This is a genomic window from Psychrobacter glacincola, from assembly GCF_965118485.1.
GTDB lineage: Bacteria > Pseudomonadota > Gammaproteobacteria > Pseudomonadales > Moraxellaceae > Psychrobacter > Psychrobacter glacincola_D.
The window spans coordinates 1-22,382 of sequence record NZ_CBCPJH010000025.1 but is presented as its reverse complement, the minus strand read 5'-3'; the positions used below and the strand labels follow the sequence as shown (position 1 = coordinate 22,382).

At 42.1% G+C, this 22,382-nt stretch carries 23 protein-coding genes and 1 pseudogene; 8 read left to right on the top strand and 16 right to left on the bottom strand.

From position 1 onward, the window contains the following. The first annotated feature begins 144 nt into the window (after positions 1–144). The 3 genes from ACMHKH_RS10095 (at position 145) to ACMHKH_RS10085 (ending at position 3,554) form a co-directional block, all read left to right on the top strand. Complete coding sequence (locus ACMHKH_RS10095; protein WP_413520510.1) at positions 145–312, top strand: hypothetical protein; 168 nt, start codon at positions 145–147, stop codon at positions 310–312. A 93-nt stretch (positions 313–405) separates the two neighbouring features. Then, positions 406–1,911, top strand: coding sequence for a M16 family metallopeptidase (locus tag ACMHKH_RS10090; RefSeq protein WP_413520509.1), 1,506 nt, complete (start codon positions 406–408; stop codon positions 1,909–1,911). 68 nt (positions 1,912–1,979) lie between these two features. Then, positions 1,980–3,554 (top strand): M16 family metallopeptidase, encoded by a 1,575-nt coding sequence (locus ACMHKH_RS10085; RefSeq protein WP_413520508.1) that lies wholly within the window; start codon positions 1,980–1,982, stop codon positions 3,552–3,554. Positions 3,555–3,648: 94 nt separating this feature from the next. Here the strand turns inward: ACMHKH_RS10085 and ACMHKH_RS10080 are convergent, their stop codons facing one another. Next, on the bottom strand, positions 3,649–4,578 hold the full coding sequence (locus tag ACMHKH_RS10080) for a D-Ala-D-Ala carboxypeptidase family metallohydrolase (protein ID WP_413520507.1): 930 nt from the start codon (positions 4,576–4,578) through the stop codon (positions 3,649–3,651). A 271-nt stretch (positions 4,579–4,849) separates the two neighbouring features. Here ACMHKH_RS10080 and rodA point away from each other — a divergent pair, with 271 nt between their 5' ends. After that, positions 4,850–5,992, top strand: a complete 1,143-nt coding sequence (gene rodA, locus ACMHKH_RS10075; protein ID WP_413520506.1) for a rod shape-determining protein RodA — start codon at positions 4,850–4,852, stop codon at positions 5,990–5,992. Positions 5,993–7,245: 1,253 nt separating this feature from the next. Continuing rightward, positions 7,246–7,593 (top strand): annotated as a pseudogene (locus ACMHKH_RS10070) (septal ring lytic transglycosylase RlpA family protein); the annotation flags it as partial. A 156-nt stretch (positions 7,594–7,749) separates the two neighbouring features. On the opposite strand, the gene radA reads toward ACMHKH_RS10070, so the two are convergent. From radA to ACMHKH_RS10015, 11 genes are all read right to left on the bottom strand, one after another. Beyond that, on the bottom strand, positions 7,750–9,195 hold the full coding sequence (gene radA, locus ACMHKH_RS10065; protein ID WP_413520505.1) for a DNA repair protein RadA: 1,446 nt from the start codon (positions 9,193–9,195) through the stop codon (positions 7,750–7,752). Positions 9,196–9,456: 261 nt separating this feature from the next. Further along, positions 9,457–10,167 (bottom strand): LPS export ABC transporter ATP-binding protein, encoded by a 711-nt coding sequence (gene lptB, locus ACMHKH_RS10060; RefSeq protein WP_413520530.1) that lies wholly within the window; start codon positions 10,165–10,167, stop codon positions 9,457–9,459. A gap of 191 nt (positions 10,168–10,358) precedes the next feature. Beyond that, on the bottom strand, positions 10,359–10,928 hold the full coding sequence (lptA, locus tag ACMHKH_RS10055; protein ID WP_413520504.1) for a lipopolysaccharide transport periplasmic protein LptA: 570 nt from the start codon (positions 10,926–10,928) through the stop codon (positions 10,359–10,361). 70 nt (positions 10,929–10,998) lie between these two features. After that, the gene (lptC, locus tag ACMHKH_RS10050) at positions 10,999–11,583 is read right to left on the bottom strand and encodes an LPS export ABC transporter periplasmic protein LptC (RefSeq protein WP_413520503.1); all 585 of its coding nucleotides are present in this window, start codon (positions 11,581–11,583) and stop codon (positions 10,999–11,001) included. Then, positions 11,580–12,146 carry a KdsC family phosphatase gene (locus ACMHKH_RS10045; RefSeq protein ID WP_413520502.1) on the bottom strand — a complete coding sequence of 189 codons (567 nt, stop codon included), beginning with the start codon at positions 12,144–12,146 and terminating at the stop codon, positions 11,580–11,582. Before ACMHKH_RS10045 ends, lptC begins: the two co-directional genes overlap by 4 nt. 39 nt (positions 12,147–12,185) lie before the next feature. Further along, entirely contained in the window at positions 12,186–13,178 is a 993-nt protein-coding gene (locus ACMHKH_RS10040; RefSeq protein ID WP_413520501.1) for a KpsF/GutQ family sugar-phosphate isomerase, read from the bottom strand. Positions 13,179–13,404: 226 nt separating this feature from the next. Next, on the bottom strand, positions 13,405–13,965 hold the full coding sequence (gene hfq / locus ACMHKH_RS10035; protein WP_413520500.1) for an RNA chaperone Hfq: 561 nt from the start codon (positions 13,963–13,965) through the stop codon (positions 13,405–13,407). A 427-nt stretch (positions 13,966–14,392) separates the two neighbouring features. Continuing rightward, positions 14,393–15,628, bottom strand: a complete 1,236-nt coding sequence (gene miaA, locus ACMHKH_RS10030) for a tRNA (adenosine(37)-N6)-dimethylallyltransferase MiaA (protein ID WP_413520499.1) — start codon at positions 15,626–15,628, stop codon at positions 14,393–14,395. A gap of 118 nt (positions 15,629–15,746) precedes the next feature. Further along, positions 15,747–17,498, bottom strand: coding sequence for a DNA mismatch repair endonuclease MutL (gene mutL, locus ACMHKH_RS10025; protein ID WP_413520498.1), 1,752 nt, complete (start codon positions 17,496–17,498; stop codon positions 15,747–15,749). Positions 17,499–17,561: 63 nt separating this feature from the next. Further along, positions 17,562–18,089, bottom strand: coding sequence for a tRNA (adenosine(37)-N6)-threonylcarbamoyltransferase complex ATPase subunit type 1 TsaE (gene tsaE, locus ACMHKH_RS10020; RefSeq protein WP_413520497.1), 528 nt, complete (start codon positions 18,087–18,089; stop codon positions 17,562–17,564). A gap of 4 nt (positions 18,090–18,093) precedes the next feature. After that, a complete protein-coding gene (locus tag ACMHKH_RS10015) occupies positions 18,094–18,693 on the bottom strand; it encodes a 6-pyruvoyl trahydropterin synthase family protein (RefSeq protein WP_413520496.1) in 600 nt (199 codons plus the stop codon). Positions 18,694–19,095: 402 nt separating this feature from the next. Here ACMHKH_RS10015 and ACMHKH_RS10010 point away from each other — a divergent pair, with 402 nt between their 5' ends. Then, positions 19,096–19,218: a hypothetical protein gene (locus ACMHKH_RS10010; RefSeq protein ID WP_020443648.1), complete on the top strand. Its 123-nt coding sequence runs from the start codon at positions 19,096–19,098 to the stop codon at positions 19,216–19,218. A 56-nt stretch (positions 19,219–19,274) separates the two neighbouring features. On the opposite strand, the gene ACMHKH_RS10005 is transcribed toward ACMHKH_RS10010, so the two are convergent. The 4 genes from ACMHKH_RS10005 to ACMHKH_RS09990 form a co-directional block, all read right to left on the bottom strand. Further along, positions 19,275–19,607 carry a YnfA family protein gene (locus tag ACMHKH_RS10005; protein WP_413520495.1) on the bottom strand — a complete coding sequence of 111 codons (333 nt, stop codon included), beginning with the start codon at positions 19,605–19,607 and terminating at the stop codon, positions 19,275–19,277. Between the two features lie 6 nt (positions 19,608–19,613). Further along, on the bottom strand, positions 19,614–20,417 hold the full coding sequence (locus tag ACMHKH_RS10000; RefSeq protein ID WP_413520494.1) for a PhzF family phenazine biosynthesis protein: 804 nt from the start codon (positions 20,415–20,417) through the stop codon (positions 19,614–19,616). 48 nt (positions 20,418–20,465) lie between these two features. After that, complete coding sequence (locus ACMHKH_RS09995; RefSeq protein ID WP_413520493.1) at positions 20,466–20,795, bottom strand: DHCW motif cupin fold protein; 330 nt, start codon at positions 20,793–20,795, stop codon at positions 20,466–20,468. 62 nt (positions 20,796–20,857) lie between these two features. Further along, the gene (locus ACMHKH_RS09990; protein ID WP_413520492.1) at positions 20,858–21,319 is read right to left on the bottom strand and encodes a methyltransferase family protein; all 462 of its coding nucleotides are present in this window, start codon (positions 21,317–21,319) and stop codon (positions 20,858–20,860) included. Positions 21,320–21,444: 125 nt separating this feature from the next. On the opposite strand from ACMHKH_RS09990, the gene ACMHKH_RS09985 reads away from it, so the two are divergent. Together ACMHKH_RS09985 and ACMHKH_RS09980 are read left to right on the top strand one after the other, a co-directional pair. Next, the gene (locus tag ACMHKH_RS09985; RefSeq protein ID WP_413520491.1) at positions 21,445–21,888 is read left to right on the top strand and encodes a DMT family transporter; all 444 of its coding nucleotides are present in this window, start codon (positions 21,445–21,447) and stop codon (positions 21,886–21,888) included. Between the two features lie 44 nt (positions 21,889–21,932). Beyond that, positions 21,933–22,382: DMT family transporter (locus ACMHKH_RS09980; protein ID WP_413520490.1), on the top strand; the 450-nt coding region annotated here is incomplete at its 3' end.

The following is a 22,382-nucleotide window of genomic DNA, read 5'->3' as shown; positions in this document are numbered from 1 at the left end:
TAGATGAATCAGCGAGTAAGCTTCGCTTAAGGTTTGCATACAAAAATCTGACCTTTGTTAAGGTAATCTTCCCCTACTCTTAGCAAGCGTTATTTAATAATATTTTATGCGCTTTATTTGACCTCTTTATATTAGGAATCACTTATGCTATCTCTTTCTACTGATTATAAAAAAATGACTAATAATATCGCTACTATTTCACTATCAGTAACATTACTGGCAGCATTTGCACTATTAGCAACCGGTTGCAGTACGACGCCAACATTTAAACCGACTGCGAGCGTGATGGTTGGCGCACATAAATCTCTATAAAGTCTCAATTAGCTCATAAAAATGAGAGACTATCTTATCGATTTTTAAGCCATTAACCTGCAAGCAGCCCTTTTTATATAAGTAGAATACATCATGCCCGCACCTTTATCACTACCGGCTCTATCTTTACGCCTTGCCTGTGCTTTGGCGATGGCAACGACCATTACTGCCTGCCAAACCAGTGCCATCAGCACTAAACCAGTATCGAATACACAGACAGCTGTTACTCAAAATAAAGCGACCACAGACGCTCAGGCATCATCAGCACTGACCATGGACATGTCCGGTCGCCATGAATATCAGTTAGAAAATGGTCTAAAGGTAGTGATAAAAGAAGACCATCGTGCACCGGTGGCGATGACGCAGCTTTGGTATCGGGTTGGCTCAGCAGATGAACCGCTTGATAAAGGCGGTATCTCACATGTGCTTGAGCATATGATGTTTAAAGGTACTAGCAATGTTTCAAGTGCGGATTATGAGCGCCTGATTGCCAAATTTGGCGGCGTCAACAATGCTTTTACCAGCTATGATTATACTGGTTATTACGAGCTGTTCCCCGCCAACCGCTTTCCTTTAGCGCTGGAGCTTGAAGCGGATCGTATGAAAAACTTAGTATTTGATGAAAAAGAATTTGTCAAAGAGCATCAAGTCGTCATGGAAGAGCGCCGCCAGCGTACTGATGACAATCCACTTGCTAAAGCTTATGAGTCATTTCGCTTGCTTGCCCTGCCCAATAGCCCCAAAGGCGAGTCAGTCATCGGACCTATGAATGAGCTTGAGTCGATTACCCTCGCAGATTTAAAAGACTGGTATAAAATATGGTATGCACCAAATAATGCAACCTTAGTTATCGTCGGCGACGTTGAACCCACTGAAGTTTTAACCCAAGTAAAACGTTATTTTGGTGAGCTGAAACCAAGCAAGCTACCAAAACGCCCTGAAGTAAGTCAAAAAGGCTTTCGTGGTTATCAGCAAGTAGAATCTGAGCAAGCGGTACAAGTGCCTGTCTTATTAATGGGTTACAACGTACCGAGCCTTGTGTCCATAGATGCCAGCAATGAAAAACAGGCCTACGCGCTATCACTTGCGCAAGACGTATTGGATGGCGGCTTATCAGCGCGCCTTGAGAGCCGATTGGTGCGTGAGCAAGGGCTGCTGACCACAGTGGGCACCTCATACGACCTATTAGATCGCGGCGATGGACTATTCTTGTTACAAGCGACGCCGCGTGAGGGCATCAGCTTAGCGCAAGCACAGCAAGCCATTATCTCTGAAATAGAGAAGCTGAAAACCGATCCGATTGCTGCCGATGAAATCGAGCGTGCTAAAACCAATACAGTGACCGGTCTGGTATACGCCCAAGACAGCATGGAAGGTCAAGCGCGCATGATTGGCTCATTACAATCTATCGGGCTTGATGATAGGCTACTTGCTAAGCTACCAACCAAACTGGATAGCGTAACGGTTGCTGATATACAAGCTGCTAGTAAAAAGTATTTGGTCAAAGATAACCTAACAGTGATGCATATCGTACCACCTAAAAACGATACTAAAACACCCGCTAAAGAGCCTGTCAAAAAACAAGCCAAAGGTAAATAAAGGTGAAGTTTCGTCAGATTACCTCATCAAAAATTACCGCTTAAGACGCTATTAAAAAGAAGAAAGCTATGACTCAGAATACTCCTCTTAGCATTAACAAGACGACCAAAAAGAAAACCGTTTTACTGTCATTAATAAAGCCAAAATTTAAGCAACTACCAAGTTTGAGTGTGGGCTTATTTTTGGGGTTGACGACTTTGACTATGGCAGCGCAAGCAGATACGACCTCCAGCGAGGAAAATCGTGCCCAAGCATCTACAGTCGATATCAGCGCGCCAATTGCTGCTTTAGATAAATTAACCAGCCTAGATAATGCCAGGCCTTTAAAGGTTACTGTCCCAACCATTCAACAATTTAAAACCAAAGCCGGTGTACCGGTACTGTTTGTGGCAACGAGCGCCTTACCGATAGTTGATATAGATTTGCGCTTTAATGCTGGTAGCGCTCGTGATGGTAATATCAGTAGCACAGGCTTTGGTATTGCTAATATGACAGCAACGATGCTAGAGCAAGGCTCTAAGCGCTTGGATGAAAATGAATTTACTCGCGCGGTTGAGACGTTAGGTATTAATCTAGGCAGTAGTGCTTATAAAGATATGTTTACGGTGTCATTACGTAGCTTATCTGACGATAAACACTTATTTCCTGCTATTGATTTGATGACTCAAATGCTCACTGAACCGAGCTTTGATGAGCAAATTTTGGCTCGTAATAAGGCTCGTTTATTGGTAGGTTTGCAACAGCAAAAACAAGACCCTAACAGTCTTGCCAGCATTGCCTTTAGCAAAGCACTTTATGGCAACCATCCTTATGCGAACCCGACTGTTGGTACGCTTGAAACGGTGCCTAATATCACCAGACAACAGCTGATAGATTTCAAAAACCGCTATCTGGTAGCCGCTAACGCCACTCTTTCTATGACAGGCAACCTGACTTTACCGCAAGCGCAAAAGCTAGCTGAAGACATCACCGCCGATTTACCACTTGGTCAAGCAGCGCCTACTTTACCTGAGCCAAAACCACTTACCAAATCACAGCATATTCATATTCCCTTTCCTAGTAGCCAAACTACTGTGCTGATGGGGCAACTGGGCGACAAGCGGGCAACGGATATGAAGGCGCAGCAAAAGCAAACCAACTTTGCCGTTGGTAATGAAGTGCTGGCAGGTGGGGATTTTAATGCAAGATTGATGACTGAGATTAGGCAAAACCTTGGCTATACTTACGGTATCTCAGGCTCGATGAATCCGATGCTGGCACGCGGCCCTTATCAGATTGGTTTTTCAACCCGTAATGATAAAGCACGCGCTGCAATTGATGCCAGCTTAGCGGTAATAAATAACACCTTAAAAGAGGGTATTACCAGTGCTGAGATGACACTGACCACGGATAATCTAAAAAATAGTTTCCCGATGGGTTTTGCCAGTAATGCTGGGATTAATGGTTTGCTTAGTATGATGAACTTCTATCAGCTGCCAACAAGCTACCTGACCAATTATGTGAGCCGTATTGAACAAGTAAAACTGTCAGAGGTGAATCAAACCTTACGTGACACCTTAAAGCCTGAAGATTTTTTAATCGTCACCGTTGGCGAGGTCAATCCTTGGGATAAGAAAGCGACTAGTAAGAAAACTGCTAAATAGCGCCTTTTACCTTTCATACTGCACAAAAAAATAAGCTCAGTCAGTAAATATTACTGGCTGAGCTTATTTTTTGTTTTACCTCTAGATTATCGTATCAATAACGGCAAGGAGAGCCGCTACTGGCATGATTAAAGCCCCACTTACGATAACCATCGGTATCCAAATGAATAGCGCCGGTGGAATACAATCCTAGTCCAAAGTTGTGCGACTGACCCTGATACTGCCAAAACTCACATAAGCCGTCTTGCATTCGACTCCGCTGCCATGGACTACTTTCATATTCTGGCACCCAAATATCAATCGCCCCTGCCGTCATATGCTTACTGCTACCTGCTCCACCAGCGCATTCATTTAATCCAGGACTACGGTATACCGAGCGGATTTCACTACTGGCTGGCAGAACCCCTTGGCTTTTTAGCTGACTGTATAACTGTAATGTTGGCACGATGTTAGCCCACAGCTCTTGCGGTGGTAGCTGATATGGCTCATAGCCACATTTATCCCAACTGCGAGCGGTTGTCAGCAGCTGCGATAAAGGTGGTACATTTCCTGCTCCGACACGCGCGTTGAGGTAACGCTGGAAGCTCGCGACTTGACTGGCACGATAGCTATTACTATTGAGCCAAATGTTAAAATCTGTGCTGCTATAATTATTATAGTTGTTATTACCCGTATTATAAGTGGTATTGTAGCGTGGCACGCTCATATTGCTATTAAAGCGTTTGTTCTCTTCTATCGAAAGACTACCATCAAATTCAAACTCACGCTGTTTTTGCTGAATCAGTCCTTGCATGCTATCACCGCTTGAGCCACTTAAAACAGTCGCGCCTGCATTATAAGGTGAGACTTGCCTAGACGGTGTAATATAGGCATTGCCGCTATTATTGACACTATTGCCCTGACGTACTTGGATACGGCGCTCACTATTATCACTAATAATCGCAGCATGGGCGCTCAAGGTGCTGGCACAAATACAAAGTGCAATCATAGGCTTGTGCATTTGCCTATCAAGGTGTTTTTTCATATTGATCATTGCAACAAACTACCGCTAAAAACGTTTTATCGATACTATCAAATTTTAGGTAAGCAAGCTAAACTATCGTCATAAATTGGCAGCGACTTATTCGGTATTAACACTTATCCTCATTATTTTTATATTGACGTTACTTTATTACTGACAAGTTACTTTATTATTTAATGCTTGTTTGATTAAACACTCTATAATTACGAGTTTTCGTAAGTATTCTGCCAAGCATCACTCTTCTTTCACGTCAACTGCCAGTCACACTCTGCCTATGTCTTCTAACCCGCAATATCGTTTTTCCCGACAAAGCCATCATTTAGGTCAAGGTCATACGCCAACATTTTGGCAACGTACCCACATCGACCCTTGGTTGACCCTGTTATTACTCACCGTTTGTTGTATTGGTCTGACGATTTTATACAGTGCCGCAGGGCAAGATACCGATATGGTATTACGACAAATGCTCAGCTATGGCGTGGCGTTTACGGTTATGACTATCATGGCACAGATACCGCCGAGTATTTATCGTACCTTTACGCCAATTTTTTATGTATTGGGTCTGATACTACTGGTATTGGTTGATATCATTGGTGAGGTGCGTATGGGCGCGCAGCGCTGGATCAATCTACCAGGGTTCGGTAGTGTACAGCCTTCAGAGTTTATGAAGCTTGGTATGCCGATGATGTGCGCATGGTTTTTATCTAAGCGTGATCTGCCGCCTTCATTATCCAGTATTGCCGCTACCTTGGCATTGATTGTAGTGCCCGTGTTGCTAATTGCCAAAGAGCCTGATCTTGGTACGTCATTACTGGTCGCTGCTAGTGGTATCTTTGTATTGTTTTTAGCAGGGCTATCATGGCAACTAATAGCAGGCGCGGTGACTTTGTCGATACCGCTTGTTGCGTTTGCTTGGAATTTTTTATTACATGATTATCAGCGTACTCGTGTACTCACACTATTTAACCCTGAAGCTGATGTACAAGGTGCTGGCTGGAATATTATCCAGTCCAAAACAGCTATTGGCGCTGGAGGTCTCACGGGTAAAGGCTATTTAGAAGGGACGCAGTCGCATCTACACTTCTTACCAGAAGGTCATACCGACTTTATTATCGCCGCCTTTTCTGAAGAGTTTGGTTTGCTTGGTGTTATCTTATTGATATTTATTTATGCTTGCATCCTGACACGCGCCTTATATATCGCCTTTTCTCATCCTGATACTTATAGCCGATTGCTAGCCGGTGCGATTGCCATGTCGTTTTTTATCTATGTATTCGTCAATGTTGGTATGGTCGGTGGCATTTTACCCGTTGTCGGTGTTCCCCTGCCTTTTATTAGTTACGGCGGCACCGCTATTGTGACCTTAATGGCAGGTTTCGGTTTACTGATGTCCATTCATACGCATAAGTCAGAGTAAGTATCTCCATTTTTATATCTAAAGAGACTATATTTAATAATATGGTCTTTTTTTACCTCAAGAAAATAACGTTGGCATTTAAGCGGTTATTTCGTTCTATAAAACTATTAAATCTTCAATCATAAAGTCATACCCAAATACATAAATAAAACACAAGCTAGCCTCTTCTATGAATTCGTAAATTAACAAATAACTGCATAAACTACTCTTAGAATCTACTTACTCAGTAACTATACGTAAAGTAATAATGAGCAAATTATTGAGTCAACAAGCCGATTTTCAGTCATCTTATTTGTAATTAACAATGCATAAATTATGATAAAAGCCACTATTTTTAATTTTCATTAAATTACCTAAGATACTGTTTTAATTATTAATTTACTTAGGTAACTCTGATTTAAATCGTAGAGAATAGCCTGTATTTAGCACCTAATATCAAGAGGTTTTATTCCTTGTTATTTACAATTAATTGCGTTAATCTCTTATTACTGTCATTTATACATAACCCGTACAGAGCTACTAAGAAAGTTAGCATTTAATTATATTGGCGTTATAGCTCATCCGTATAGTTAGCAACTTGTAGATTTTGGACTTTCAAAGTCACTACTTAATTAACGGTTTAATAACAAACTCATACGCAAGACTCTCGAAACCCCTTATTAACTTAGCAATGTTAAAAAGGCAGTTTATTGAATATTAGTATCAGATTTTAGTTGTTGATGAATGTTTTAATTAAGATTGTTAACCATCATTTGAGCGTGTCATTACTGTGTTATCAAGATCTGCTAACCAGTAATGATGAATTAAAAATTACCATACATGAAGACTTATTGAAACCGAACGAGAACGTCAGTCATTATGAGAAAGATGAGTGATATCGGTTTTGGAGTTTGCGGCACTGTTAGAGTGGTCTAATACTGTCTCGCTCCCTCTAAGATTTTTTAGAGTTAAGTTTTGATGTATAAGTTATAGAGGTATTTATGAATAAGCGTTTATCTGGTTTACTGACAATGTCAGCCGTACTATTTGCTGGCTCTGCCCTTGTTTCTAATGCAAATGCTGCAGAACCAAAAACATCCCTTGCAATAGTTTCGCAAGATAACGCCTCCCATATCGACCGTGTACTCGGTGAACTTAGTCGTCAACATGACGGCGCATCCAGCTTAGTAAAGTCTGCACGTCAACCTACCTCATTAGCGCTTAGCAGCTCTCTGCTAGCCAGTGATACCACACAATTAAGTAATGATGAAGACGTTTTAGAGCGTCTAACAGCGGTCGCTTCTAACTCTGTGAGCAAATTTAAACAAACAGGTCTAGCTTCTTGGTACGGTCGTCAATTTCATGGTCGCAAAACTGCCAGTGGCGAGACTTTTGATATGAATGGCTTGACTGCTGCTCATCGCTCACTACCATTAAACTGTTACGTTAGAGTCACCAATAAGACAAACGGTAAAAGTGTTGTCGTTAAAGTAAATGATCGCGGTCCATTCCATGGTAATCGCGTGATGGATTTATCTTACGGTGCTGCCAAAAAGCTTGGTATTACTGCTAAAGGGGTTGGTAACGTCGCTATCGAGCGTGTTGCAGGACCATCTTCTTAAACCATTAACGTTTTAGACCATTTGCGGTTTAAACCTTTAACGGTTTTGTATCAATATTTTTAGATTTAAAAAAAAGCACTTAACTACCAATAAGTTAGGTGCTTTTTTATTGTTTAATTTTGTAAGGATTATTTTTATAAAGGTTAGTTCAACAAATTACAGTTCAAATGCACTGGCAATAGCATCGTCTAGGCGTTCGACTGCGATGACATTAATGCCTTTAAATTGCAGTGCATCTTTGGCAGGAGCATTGGCTTTAGGAATAATGGCATGCTTAAAACCATGCTTCATCGCTTCTTTTAAACGCTCCTGACCATTAGGTACAGGACGAATTTCACCCGATAAACCCACCTCTCCAAAGACAGCCAATGACGATGGTAGCGCTTTTTCCCTAATGCTTGATGCACAAGCGAGTAGTACTGCCAAGTCTGACCCTGTTTCTATGACTTTAACACCCCCTACGACGTTAACATACACATCTTGCCCACTGGTATGGATACCACCATGACGATGCATGACAGCGAGCAGCATAGACAAGCGCTGAAAGTCTAATCCTAATGCCATGCGTCTTGGTGAGCCTTGTGAATCATCAACCAGAGCTTGCACCTCTACCAATAGTGGTCTTGTACCTTCTCTGCTGACCATAACGACAGAACCAGCCACTGGCTTATCATAGCGGCTCAAAAATATTGCCGATGGATTGGCGACTTCTTTGAGTCCCATATCGGTCATGCCAAAAATACCTAGCTCATTGACCGCGCCAAAACGGTTTTTGACGGCACGAATCATCCGAAAACGCGAATCAGACTGACCTTCAAAATATAAAACCGTATCAACCATATGTTCAAGCACACGTGGCCCTGCAAGCGTCCCTTCTTTAGTCACATGTCCTACTAAGAATAATGCTGTACCTGTTTGCTTAGCATAACGAGTTAAAATAGCAGCAGACTCTCTAATCTGACTAACCCCACCTGGTGCCGAGTTGATTGCATCAGTATAAATAGTCTGAATAGAGTCAATAATGGCAATCGCAGGCTGCTCTTGCGTCAAAGCCGCGCAAATAGTCTCTACATTGGTCTCAGCGAGTACACGAAGTCTGTCAGCAGGTAAATCTAAGCGTCTTGCTCGCATGGCAACCTGTGCCAATGACTCTTCACCCGTCACGTACAGCGCACTACCTGCTAGCGAATCCGCTTTTGCCATATTGGTCGCGGTTTGCAGCAAGATAGTCGACTTACCAATACCAGGGTCACCGCCAATTAGAACTACAGAGCCCGCGACTAAACCACCGCCCAATACACGGTCAAACTCACTAATACCAGTCGGTAACCGAGTATCTAAGCCTATACTGACCGCATTGAGTGGCATGACCGCACTGCGAGTTCCTGCATAGTTGCCCGCATCTGTGCCAGTACCACTTGCGTTGCGGGGATTTGCAAAACCAGCATTGGGTTTTGCTGTATTTTTATTGTGGTGTGGCATGCTAACATTGGGTGCTTCAATCAAAGTATTCCATTCGCCGCAGTCGCTACATTGACCTGCCCATTTACCAAAATGAGCGCCGCAAGCTTGACAGACATAGCTTGTTTTATTTTTTGCCATAATGTATAAGCCTTATGCAGGTGTTCACGTTAAAAGAGAATGGTTTATAAAATAGGAGGACGCTTATAAGCGTATTTTAAAGATAAAATCTAAAGTATAGATATCAAGATAAACAAAGAGCGGCTATGAAAAGCCATATTTTATAGAGGAAGTAAAAGCAATGTAAAGGTGATTAAAATAAATAACAAGAGCTGACTGAGATTACATATGAGTAAACCTCATGCCAGCTTAAAGAATTTTTTAATGGAAGATTTAGCAAACTTACACTTGAAAGTCTTTACCAAGATAGACAGATTTCACCAGCTCGTTGTCTAATACCTCTTCTGAGGTACCTTCAGCAATGATAGCGCCTTCTGAGACGATATAGGCTTTTTCACAAATCGCCAGAGTCTCACGAACGTTGTGGTCAGTGATTAATACACCAATACCTCGCTTTTTAAGGGCTAAGATAACCTCTTTGATATCACCGACAGAGATGGGATCTACACCAGCAAAAGGCTCATCTAGCAAGATAAATTTAGGATCCGCTGCCAATGCTCGAGCAATCTCACAACGGCGACGCTCACCGCCTGATACGCTCATACCTAATGATTTTCGTACATGCTCTAAATGAAAGTCACCAATGAGTTTTTCAAGTTCTTGACGCTGCTGGTTACTGCTTAACTCTTTACGGGTTTGCAAAATAGCCAAGATATTGTCTTCAATAGACAATTTACGAAAAATAGAGGCTTCTTGCGGTAAATAACCAATACCAGCACGCGCACGCTCATGCATAGCGTACTTAGATAAATCCATATTCCCCAAGGTGACACGGCCTTTATCCATGTTAACAAGACCGACCACCATATAAAAACTGGTCGTTTTACCTGCACCATTTGGACCTAATAATCCAACGACCTGCCCTTGCTCTACAGAGAATGAGACGTCTTTGACAACCCAGCGCTTACCGTAGCGCTTACCTAGATTTTGCATCGTCAGACGAGCAACAGGCGCAGCACCATCATTCGCTGTTATTGTTGGGTTTTCTGCTAAAGTGGTATTATTTTTATTATCATTCATAACTTACTCATAAGGTGGTCGCTTTTAAATGTATAGCAACCACTGAAATTTTTAGTCGTTTGTTTATATCGTTGCAGGTGTTATGACATAACTTGTCATATAGCTTAACGTATACTGCTTTGGCTGCTACCATTGTTAGGCGGGAACACCAATTCCACGCGCTGACTGCCGCCTGCAGTGGCTTCCACATCGCCCGCTTTTAAGCTGTAACGAATAACGTTACCGGCGAAACTTGCGCCATTTTGTACCAATTTTGCATTACCTGTTAGCGTCACGATACCGGTAACGGCATTATAGTCAATCTTATTTGCTTGACCTTTTGCCAAACCTTTCTCTTGCGTCACAACTTGCTGCATAGTCGCTGGACGCCCAGTTGCTACTGCCGAGTTGATACTGCGACCTTGTGATAAATTGACCGTAATGTTATCAGCGGTCATTTTAAAGGTACCTTGAGTAATGACCACGGTACCAGAGTAGCTTGTGATGCCGCTACGCTCACTATAAGTGGCTTTGTCCGCCAATAATTTGATAGGCTGATTGGCATCTGATGGCAAAGCGTGACTATATAACGGCAGCGCTAGCAGCATAACGACTGGCAGTGTACGTAAGCTATGTGCAACTTGAATAGAGCGCGTCGATAGCAAGTGTAAAGCAGGCAAAGAATTGAATGTCATAATGTTACTCGTTTTATAATAGGTAATAGAGTTTACAAACTTACTGCTAAATACTTGAATAACAGGGTGCTTAAAATAAGGCTTTATCTTGGCGATCAGCAGGTGTAAAAGAAACTGCCACTTGACCAAATTCATAGTCGCCTGTTTCAAGATTGGCCTTCATGCTTGACGCCTCAAAGCGGTTCATACCTTGTTCAACTTTTACGGGCTCATTACTATACACTTGACCTGACTTGGTATTACCTTTCAATGTTGCTCCGGTTACTTTAATAGGCTCAACATTAGCATTGGCGGTCTTACCTTCACTGATTAAAGAGAAACCACCTGATAGGCTCAGCTCACCTGTCTGCTGACTGATAGCTGCTGTCCCCGCTTCAATACGATAACGCTGCTCATCTGACGGCTCCCAATTCATGGTGATGCCTTTCATCTCATCTTCATTGGTTGTCGGATTGTGCGTCAATGATTCAGCGCTCAGCTCATACTCTGTTTCGCCTTGCTCGTTTGTTTGTACCGCCTTGATATCTGTCGCTTCATAATCAACATCAGAGGTTTCAATATTAACGGGCGGCGTAATTTCACCCTGCTGCTTAAAAAACCAACCGGCAAGGGCTGCGATAATCAAGGCAATGACTATTAAAACACGGGTATTCACAATAAGTCATCCTGATTTTTTACTTCATCAAGCGTATAGTGCGCGATAAAGTCTTGATAGTGTCCATGACCTTTTAAAATCAGATCACATACTTCACGTACAGCACCTGTACCGCCGGCACGCGTGGTCACCATATGGCTGCGATTGATGACCTCCGCATGAGCGTTAGGCACAGTCGCTGCAAAACCAACGGTTTGCATGGCTTTAATATCTGGCAAATCATCGCCCATATAGGCACACTCATCGACTGTGATATTAAGTGCAGGGTTAAGGCTTGCCAACAGCTCGTTTAATGCCACTAGCTTATCATCACGCCCTTGAACAATGTAGTCCACGCCAATCTCGGCAGCGCGTTTGTCGACCATAGGACTGCTACGACCGGTGATAATGGCGGTCAAGATGCCATAGCGAGCTAAAGATTTCACGCCGACGCCGTCGTGTACAAAAAACGCCTTGGTCTCAACACCATTGGCATCATAAATAATTTGACCGTTTGATAAAATACCATCAACGTCCATTACCAATAGTTTTACTTTTCCGGCTTTTTTGATTAAGTCTTGCATCAGTCATCTCTTTTATGAATAGATAGTCTACTATAACGCTTACTTTACACCGGCTTGTAGTAAGTCATGCACCGTAATAATGGCTTCCAAACGCTGCTCATCATCGATAATAAGCAACTGGCTAATCGCATTCTCATTCATCACACTAAGCGCATCAGAAGCGCGCATAGATTTATTGATGCGGCGAGGATTACTTACCATGAGCTCACGCATCGGTGTCTGTAAGTCAATGCCTTTTTCTAGACCTCGTCTGAGGTCGCCATCGGTAAATATACCCACGACTTTTTTCTCATCATCTGTTACTACCGTCATGCCCAAACGTCCAGCCGACATAATAAATAACGCTTCTTGTAACGGTGCTTGCTGGTTGATGAGTGGCAAATTTTCTGATTTGCTATGCATCAAATCTTCCACACGTGTCAGTAATTGACGACCCAATGCACCCGCAGGATGCGATAAGGCAAAATCTTCTGAGGTAAAATTGCGCGCATGAACCAAAGCCACTGCTAGTGCATCGCCTAATGCCAGTGTCGCTGTGGTACTTGATGTAGGCGCAAGATTAAGCGGGCAAGCTTCTTGCGACTTGCCAAGCGTCAAGATGATATCCGCAGCATGAGGCAGCATACCGCGCTTGTCTCGACTGATACTAATCAGCGGAATATTTAAGTGTTTGACTACGGGCAAGAGCATCTTTATCTCATCTGACTCGCCAGAGTTAGAGATAGCAAGCAAAACATCTCCTTTGACGAGCATCCCTAAGTCGCCATGACCTGCTTCACCAGGATGCATAAAGAACGAAGGCGTACCAGTAGAAGCGAATGTCGCTGCTATCTTACGTCCAATCAATCCCGACTTACCCATACCGGTCACGACCACGCGACCCTGACACGCCAAAATAATATCACAAGCCTGTGCAAACCTATCATCTATCTGCTCTGTCAATAATTCAAGTGCCGCTTTTTCAGTATTGATAGCGTCAATAGCCTTACTAATAAACTGCTCATGAGTCAGATTGCGTTCAGGATTATTCATAGCGTGGCTCTATATTTTTAGTGGTTATATTTTTAATGGATGAGAGTATTTTACTATACTATTAGCCATATTAATAATGATGGTCAAAATTAATAACACGTAATAAGAATACAGGTATGAGGGGCTTGCAAGTGAATTATAGGTTTGTTATTTATACCTATATCCATAAAAAAACCCACTAATCTAGTAGGTCTTAATATGATATTTAATGTCTTAATACAAAGTTTTATGAGTCGCTATCATCAGATTCATCATTGGGTTTGTTATCATAACCCCCATTGTCTGACGGCGCTTCAAAACCACGGTCTTGTCCAAAACCACCACGCTCAAAACCACGCTCTTGTCCTTGACCAAAGCTACCACGCTCAAAACCACGCTCTTGTCCTTGGCTTCCTTGACTGAAGCCCCCACGATTAAAACCACTACGATTGGCAAAGCCACGCTCTTCAAATCCACCGCTAGTAGATGGAGTACTATTAGCGCCACGCTCAAAACCACCACTTGCACCGCCACCTTGACTTTGGTAGCCCATTGGAGCTGCGCCTTGGCTTTGAGTCGCCACACCTGGTGTGGTACTGCTACGTGGATTACGTGCTGGTACGACGGTTGAAATGGCGTGTTTGTATACCATTTGACTGACGGTATTTTTAAGCAAAACAACATATTGGTCAAATGACTCTATTTGACCTTGTAGCTTGATGCCATTAACCAAAAAAATAGATACTGGAATACGATCTTTACGTAGTGAGTTCAAGAACGGATCTTGTAAAGTTTGTCCTTTTGACATGAAATCTCTCCTAAATACTATATAATTATTGTTAGCGCCAATTATTTTAAAGGTTACTGCAATTATAATGGCTAAGGGTAGATACAATACTAAATTTTATCTATAAAATGTATCTACATAGGTACTAAAGATTGTTAAGTTATTCTACTTTATCTCGAATACATCATTATTGTCATAAATTAAGTAACCAGTTGTTGCGTTAGTTACTTTTAATATTAAATATGACGTGCTCATTACTCAAAAGCTACTTCACTTACCATAGTTAGTACTTTCATATAATCAAATTATACCAGTTATCTACATTATACTTTGAAACTAATTGTCATTAGTTTCGTATCTTTATATGACATTATACGGTAATGCTGTGCATTCATACGACACCATAGCAATGGTACAATAAGCCGGAGTAAATGATCAATAAAATGGATTAAAACAAATATTCTCTTGCCTGCTCCATAGTACTAAATGAGTGCAGTATCAACTTGTAGTTTTGAGAATCAGCTATACCACCAGATACAGTAGTCGCTGTCGTAGTTGCCATTGATGACTGTATTAGTGATTCTTCTGCAGGCAATGTTGCTGCCTTAGACAGTCCCATCACCTTTCGCAGCCACGTGTACTGGCGCTTTGCCAACTGTCTTGTGGCATATAATGCCTTATTTTGCATTTGCTGACAAGCAAGCCTCTCGGTTTGGTCATTTGCCGTCGATACATGCGCCTCAGTATTACCATCATAAATGCTGCTACTTTGATTACTATGTTCAGCGTTTAATGATTCAGGTTGAGAAAAAGCATCATAAAACTGTGCCTTATCCAGATGTGGTAGATCAAAGACGGGATGCTGAATTTGTACCAAGTATTCCAATACTTGCCGATAACCAACGCAGCGCATTGATGGCAAGTTTGGGGTTAAAGGATAATGCTTAAGCAAACTAACAACCTCAGCGACTAGTCCCTCACCCCACATAATGTCTAATCGCTGCTCAATACGCGTATGCAGCCACGGACGATCTGGCATAACAGAAATAGCATGCCATTGTTGATTAGGGTTATGTGCTATTGCTTGCTTAGGCTTGCGTTGCCATTCACTGATAGGGATGTTCGTTTGCAAATATACTTCAATCGCACGAGTAATACGCTGAGTATCAGTGGCATTGAGGCGCTCATGGGTACTGACATCAACTCTACCAAGATAATCATAGAGCGCACTGATACCTTCATCTTGTCGCCACTGCGCAACGCGCGCGCGAACACTATCATCACTCTCAGGCACAGGTGAGAGCCCATCAAGTAATGCCATGTAATACATCATCGTGCCACCGACCAGCAGTGGTATCTTGCCATTTTGATGGCAGTCATCAATCAAAAGGGCGACATCACTGACAAACTCAGCAACACTGTAGCTCTGCATAGGGTCAATGATATCGACTAAATGGTGTGGGTAGCGCGCTAGCTCAGTAGCGGTTGGTTTTGCGGTACCAATATTCATGTCACGATAGATGAGCGCTGAGTCTACCGAAATCAGCTCATAACGACCGGTATCGTAAAGCTCATAAGCCAAGGCAGTCTTGCCACTCGCCGTTGGTGCCATCAGACACACCACGCTATTGTCTGCTAGACTGGCGCTTAAGTGATGAGATAAGCTAGCTGACGGAAGTCGCATATAATTGCCCTTAATTAATGGTTATGTTTTGACAAGTGACAAGATAAGCGGTTGCTAGCTAAACAGTATGTATTCACTATAGAAAACACTCTATGTTCAAACTAGCCGCTACTCAAATCTACAGGGACGCAGATGATAACATCAATGTGACTAACCGATTGCTCTCTATCGTTTGAATAGCATATTTGCTTAATAGAGCCTCAATATCTGCTACAAAAGCTTGTGCATCTTGTACGGACATTTGCAGGCTTATCATGGCTAACTGCTGGTTAATAGTAGCGCCATTCAAATCATTAGGCGTTTTATAAGCGCTATCGCTAGAAACATTGGATTCAAACAATACTTTTAATGCTGACTGCCATCTCTCAGCGCCAATCAGTACATACTGACTTTTATGATAAAACAGTAACCAAGACAATGTTTTATCTCCACTCCTGTGTGCAACTGAAGGCTCTACTATCAAACCAGCGACACTATTTATAACTTCTAAGCATATTGGTAAAGATAGCGTCTCTACAGTGACATTGCCAATAGAATGACGACTGTCCTCTATAGATTTATTAACATGAAAGTCTGTCGCACTTTGAGATAACGACTGATTCCCTGAAATTTGATATGCTTGCTTAGGCGCTTGAACTTGCTGACTCCGCACTGAATTGTTGGCAGATGACGCTATTGGATCTGACATATTAAAAAAGTGGTTTGTGGAAACATGACCGCTTGGTGTTGTATTTTTAGGGCAAACAATCTTTTCAGTATTAAGCGATTTTAGCTTTGCCCGAAGTGCATGGCTTAAATGTGCCATGATATTATTCAGTGGACTGATTTTGATACGTTGCTTGGAAGGATGGACATTGATATTGAGCCACTCGGTTGGCAGCTCAAAGTACAGCGCATAACCAATACCTGCTAACTGTGCACTTTGGCCAAGTTGGCGCAGCTGATTGCTAATGATAGCCTCTTTGACCAATCGACCATTTACATAAATAAGCTTGGGTAAGCTATGATTGGCATCGTAACTTGTCCACAACCAGCCACCAATCCTAGCGGGTTGCACATGGAAAGCGCCTACATTATCAGTAGAGGTAGAAAGAGCGTTTATATTTGGCTGCTGCGTTAGGCTAGATAAATCAACAGCAACTTTAATTGCTTGCTCTGCCAATGCTAGCCCAGTCGCTTGCTCCAAACGTGATAATGAAAGACAACTGCCGTTATTGTTATTTAACGCACTTACCGATAGCGACAGACGTTTTTTATTATCATGAAAAAGGGTCAGCGCCACATCAGCGCGCGCTAAAGCGACCTCACGAACGATGGTTTCGATATGATTAAACTCGGTAGCAATAGACTTTAAATTGCCACGGCGGGCTGGAACGTTAAAATATAAATCCTTGACGGTAATAGTCGTACCACGTTGATACACAACAGGTATTAACTTTGGTGCCTCATCCAGTACACCAGCGACTTGCAGCTGACGACCGATGCCAGTGTCGTCATGGCTACTGATTAAGGTTAAACGTGATACGGCGGCTGTCGCTGCTAATGCTTCCCCGCGAAAACCCAACGTCGTAATACCATGCAAGTTTGCTACGTCAGCAACTTTGCTGGTCGCGTGGCGGGTAATCGCCATCACCATATCATCGGGATGAATCCCAATACCATTATCAACCACCTCAATTAGCCCCATGCCACCTTGGGTAATACGTACTTCAATATCAGTCGCACCAGCATCAATGGCATTTTCTAGCAGCTCTTTGACCACAGCGGCTGGACGCGTCACTACCTCGCCAGCTGCTAATTGATTAATGAGCAGTGGCGATAGTTTTTTGATGCGGGTATTGGTGTGGCTATGTGGCGTACTATCTGGCATTGAGAAATATCATATTTTTGGAAGTATTAGAGACTAACATTAGAGGATCAAGTGCTATTTCGACTAAATCTTTAGATGAGATAAGTCTAAATCTTGCATCTGGCCTACCTTTGACAGTGTTATTTCAATTCGACGGGCTTCTTTGTCAGCACTGTTATTAGCTTGCGTCATGTCAATAAACAGTGTCGGTGGCGGTAAATAGCTGTCCGCACGACTCGCCCATTCAATAATAACCAATGCGTTAGGCTCATCTAAATACTCATCAAAACCTATAAAAGACAACTCTTCTGGATCTTGAAGTCGATACAAATCAGCATGATAGACGGGCTTGATTGACCCGTCATCTTGCTGAATATGATAAGGCTCAACTAAGGTATAAGTCGGGCTTTTTACCGCGCCTTTATGACCCAATGCTTGCAACCAATAGCGAGTTAATGTGGTTTTACCCGCTCCTAAATCCCCTGCTAGCCACACGCTACCTGTCAGCGGTAAAGCTGCCAATTGCTTAGCCAGTGCTTGCGTATCGTCCTCAGAATGAAGTGTTAAGGTTTGCAGATATTTATCATTCATTATAGATTTATTGTTATGCATAGGCTCAATCCGCCTGTACTTGCATAGTGACAGTTGGATTAACAAAACTCTCACCACGAATCATTTTTGCATATAGCTCAGGGTCGTGCCACTCAGCACGAACTTGCTCACTAAACTCAAACTCTTCCAGATTAAGCTTACCCATTTGCTCATTGGCCACGTCATCAGCAAAACATTGCGCGTAACCAGTCGCAGTTTCGTGTGCAATGACCGAGTAAACACTAACATCGGCTTCACCATTTTGCATTTGAGTTTGTTGCAAAATCTCTTGCGCCCAAAAGAATATCACTCGCGAGAACTGCTCTGCCGACGGCGATACTGGCAAACTTATCCAACGCGCACTGAATTTTTTACAAGCAGCGATATATTCAGGATCGTCTTTACTCCAAAAACAAATCGCATGATCAAAACTGTCGATAATGTCTTTAATCGAGGATTTTAATAAGCCAAAGTCATATACCATCTGCCCATGATCTAAGCGTTTCGCTTCAAGTATCAACTCTATCTGATAGCTATGACCATGAATCGAGTGTTTGCAGCGCTCAGAGCTACAATTACGCACAATATGAGCATTTTCAAATTTAAATAGTTTACGGATACGCATAATAATCAACCAAAACAGTAAGCATCGTTGTGCTAAATAATAATATGATAAAGGTTTGCCGCAGCTACTTATCGGCTTGACGCTCATTATAGCAAATCGCTATGTATCCGTAAGTAAGCACTTATTAATACCGATATTGATTGAGCGAATCAACCACAACCAATTCTAAAAAGCCGTTTTTAAAAGCAACTCTCAACATCATTCCGAGTTAAAAGTAAGCTTATCTAAAAATAGTATTGAGAAGAAACGTAGATGAATTTTGCGGGTGCTATCTATTATAAGGCTTTAAGCCTATACTCGTTGCAATGCGCATAATTTGCGTTAGCGGCATCAATACAACCTTCTAAGTCTATTCAAATTTGACTTTAAAGGCATTACGGCTCATATCAAGAGGAAAAAACCATGAGTAAAGGTCAAGATAGTAAGAAGAACGTCAAAAAGAAACCACTTTTGACAGCCAAAGAAAAGAAGGCAGCTAAGCAATCAAAGAAAGATGACAATGGTAGTATCTTAGGTAAACACTAATATTAAGCGTATCAAACTGCTGATCGAACCTAATAGTTTGCTTGGCAGTTTTTAAACTAGGCACTGCGCGGTGCAAACATGATAATCGCCATGCCTAATAGTGCGACCGCCGAACCCAATATATCCCAAGTAGTTGGACGTATACCGTTCACCGTCCATAACCATAAAATTGCCATTAAAATGTAAACACCGCCATAAGCTGCATAAACTCGACCGGCAGCCGTTGGATGTAAGGATAGTAACCAGACAAAGGCGACTAAGCTTAACGCTCCAGGGATGAGTAGCCAAATAGACTTGCCTTCTCGTAACCACAGATACGGCAGATAACACCCTGCAATTTCAGCCAATGCGGTCAGCGCAAACAATCCAACCGTTTTTAATTCAGTCAAAACTCACTACTCCTCGATCGTGATAAATCCCGTCATATATTGCACAGCATTACCAGAAATAAGCACTCTATCTGATTTAACCACACAATCCAACACCCCACCGCGTTTTGAGGCTTGATACGCAAGCAATTCATTCTTACCCAAACGCTCTGCCCACAATGGTGCAAGTCCCGTATGAATAGAGCCTGTTACTGGATCTTCATCACCACCATTAGCTGGCCAAAAATAGCGTGAAATAAAATCATACTTATCTGATTCAGATTGGCAAGTAACTACTACATCAAGCGGCGCAAGTTTTTTAAGCTCTTCATTATCTCGAAGCACATTCAACACCTCAGACTCGGAGTTATAAATCACAAAATATGCTTGCGAATTACGGTAGAGCTCAACAGGCACAATAGAAAGACCCGCCAATAAACTCTTAGGGATACTATCAACTTTCTCAGGCATCCTATTTGGAAAGTCCATTTGTATTTTGCCAGTATTCGTTTGGACGATGGTCAAAACCCCAACCGCTTTAGCTGAAAACTGTATAGACGTCAAACTAGGATGCTTCTTAAATAACACAAACGCCGATGCCAAGGTTGCATGACCACAAAAATCAATTTCTGTCAGCGGTGAAAACCAACGTATGTGATATACACCTTTATCATCAGCTACTATGAAGGCGGTTTCAGATAAGTTATTCTCAAAAGCAATAGACTGCATTAATGTTGCGTCAAGCCAGTTATCGGTGATAATAACGGCTGCTGAGTTACCTTTAAAAACCTTATCAGTGAAGGCGTCGATAACATTGATTTCTAACTGCATATTATGTGCTCGTTTTTAATTATTTTTATATTGTGCTTACTTCTATCATTAATCAACAATAAATAACTTAGCGCCTACTGCGGTTGACGAACGATGAGCAATCGTATCATCCGCTACTTGATAAGTCATGCCGGGTGTCAGAGTAAAAGTACGACCATCTTTTAATTCGGTATTCAACTCGCCTTCAATACAAAATAACATGTGTCCTTTATAGCACCAGTGATCGGCAAGGTAGCCTGCCGAATACTCAACCATATGCAGGTTAATATTATTAAATTCGCATGTTTTCCAAAACCCTGTACCTGTTTCGCCTTTGTTTTCTACTGCTTCTATTTTCGTCCAGTCAGTAGTAGAAAAAGGTATATTTTTCATTTCCATAACAGTCTCGCCCTGATTTAACCCTCTATGAATCGGTAATAAATCTCTTTGCGTACGGTAGTTCAAATCCAACGACGTACCTTATTTAGATAAGCTTGATATTTATTGCCAAATTTCTGTTTTATCATTCTTTCTTTTGGTTGAATCTGAAAGCGTGTCATATACATCATAAAGATTGGTATTAAAATAAATGCAAAAAAATGAGACAGATATAGCGCCCAGCCTAATAAGATAAGCACCAACCCTAAATACATAGGGTTACGACTATATTGATAGATGCCACTGGTTACTAAACTAGATACTTTTTCAAGTGCTTGTGGGTTGGGTGTGGTCTGAGCTTTTCTAAATTGAGTCACGCCCATAATACCACTACTCAATCCTATGACTCCTAAACCAATGGCTAACGCAGTTGAGCCATTAAGTGAAAACTTTAAACTTGGCATGGTTTTAGATACGCCAACCATCGCGGCAGCGGTAATGATGACTTGCGCAACAGGTGGTATTTTTAGCTCTAGAAAACTCATAAGATCACCATAAAGTTTCATTGAAGGTATGCTTTTAGCTTCCTTCATTGTATCTGCTAACCTATATCCATACAATACGGGCTTTTATCTCATAAAATCAGACAAAAATGTAAAAAAGGTAGGCTATGAAGCAAGTCGGCATGTTGTTATTCGTGGTATTGGGCGGCATGGCATTAGCATTAGAAGCAGCATTTTTAGGACCATTGGGCGAGAGTATCGGGCGCTTGTCAGCGACTTTATCTATATTTTTAATTGGGGTTATCGTTTTTAGTCTTGCAATGATTGTGCTGATACTCGTAGGCAAGTGCAATTATTTACCCACGCTCTCTAAGCAACCGCGTTGGCTATTAACGGGTGGTCTTGTCGGCTTTATTTATACCATTGTGCTCACGATAACTACGCCGTTAGTGGGCGTTGGTACAACGATGGTAGGAATTTTATGTGGACAAATCACAGCAAGCTTAGCTATCGATCATTTCGGTATTTTGGGTAGCGAACGACGTGCCATTGATATCTATCGAGTAATGGCATTAGTGCTTATTTTGATTGCCCTTTGGCTGATTTATTAAGGATGTTGTTATGTTAAGGATGTTGTTATGTTAAGGATAGAGCCATGCTATTGACACTCTCGTTCCCATTATTACTGCTAGGCGGTATGGCCATCGCCGCGCAGTCTTCTATTAATGGGTCGCTCAGCATGCGTACCGATGTCGTGACGACGGCATGGCTGACCAACGTTGTCGCATCTATCATTCTATTGTTATTGGTAGTTTTTTTTGAACCGCCACAAGCGCAAACGATGTTTAGTGTGCCGACATGGCAATTGGCAGGCTCGCTGTTTGGGAACTTTTCGATGGTAGCTATCGTAGTCGCAGTACCGCGTCTCGGTACCGCGGCAACCATCGTTGCTGTTATCGCTGGTCAAATCATTATGGGGCTATTGGTTGATCATTTTGGTTGGTTTGGCAATACGCAGATAGTGCTCGATTATAAACGCGTGGCAGCTATCGCCCTATTTGCTGGTGCGTTGTATTTGATTTATTTGAGTAATGTGCGAAGTAAA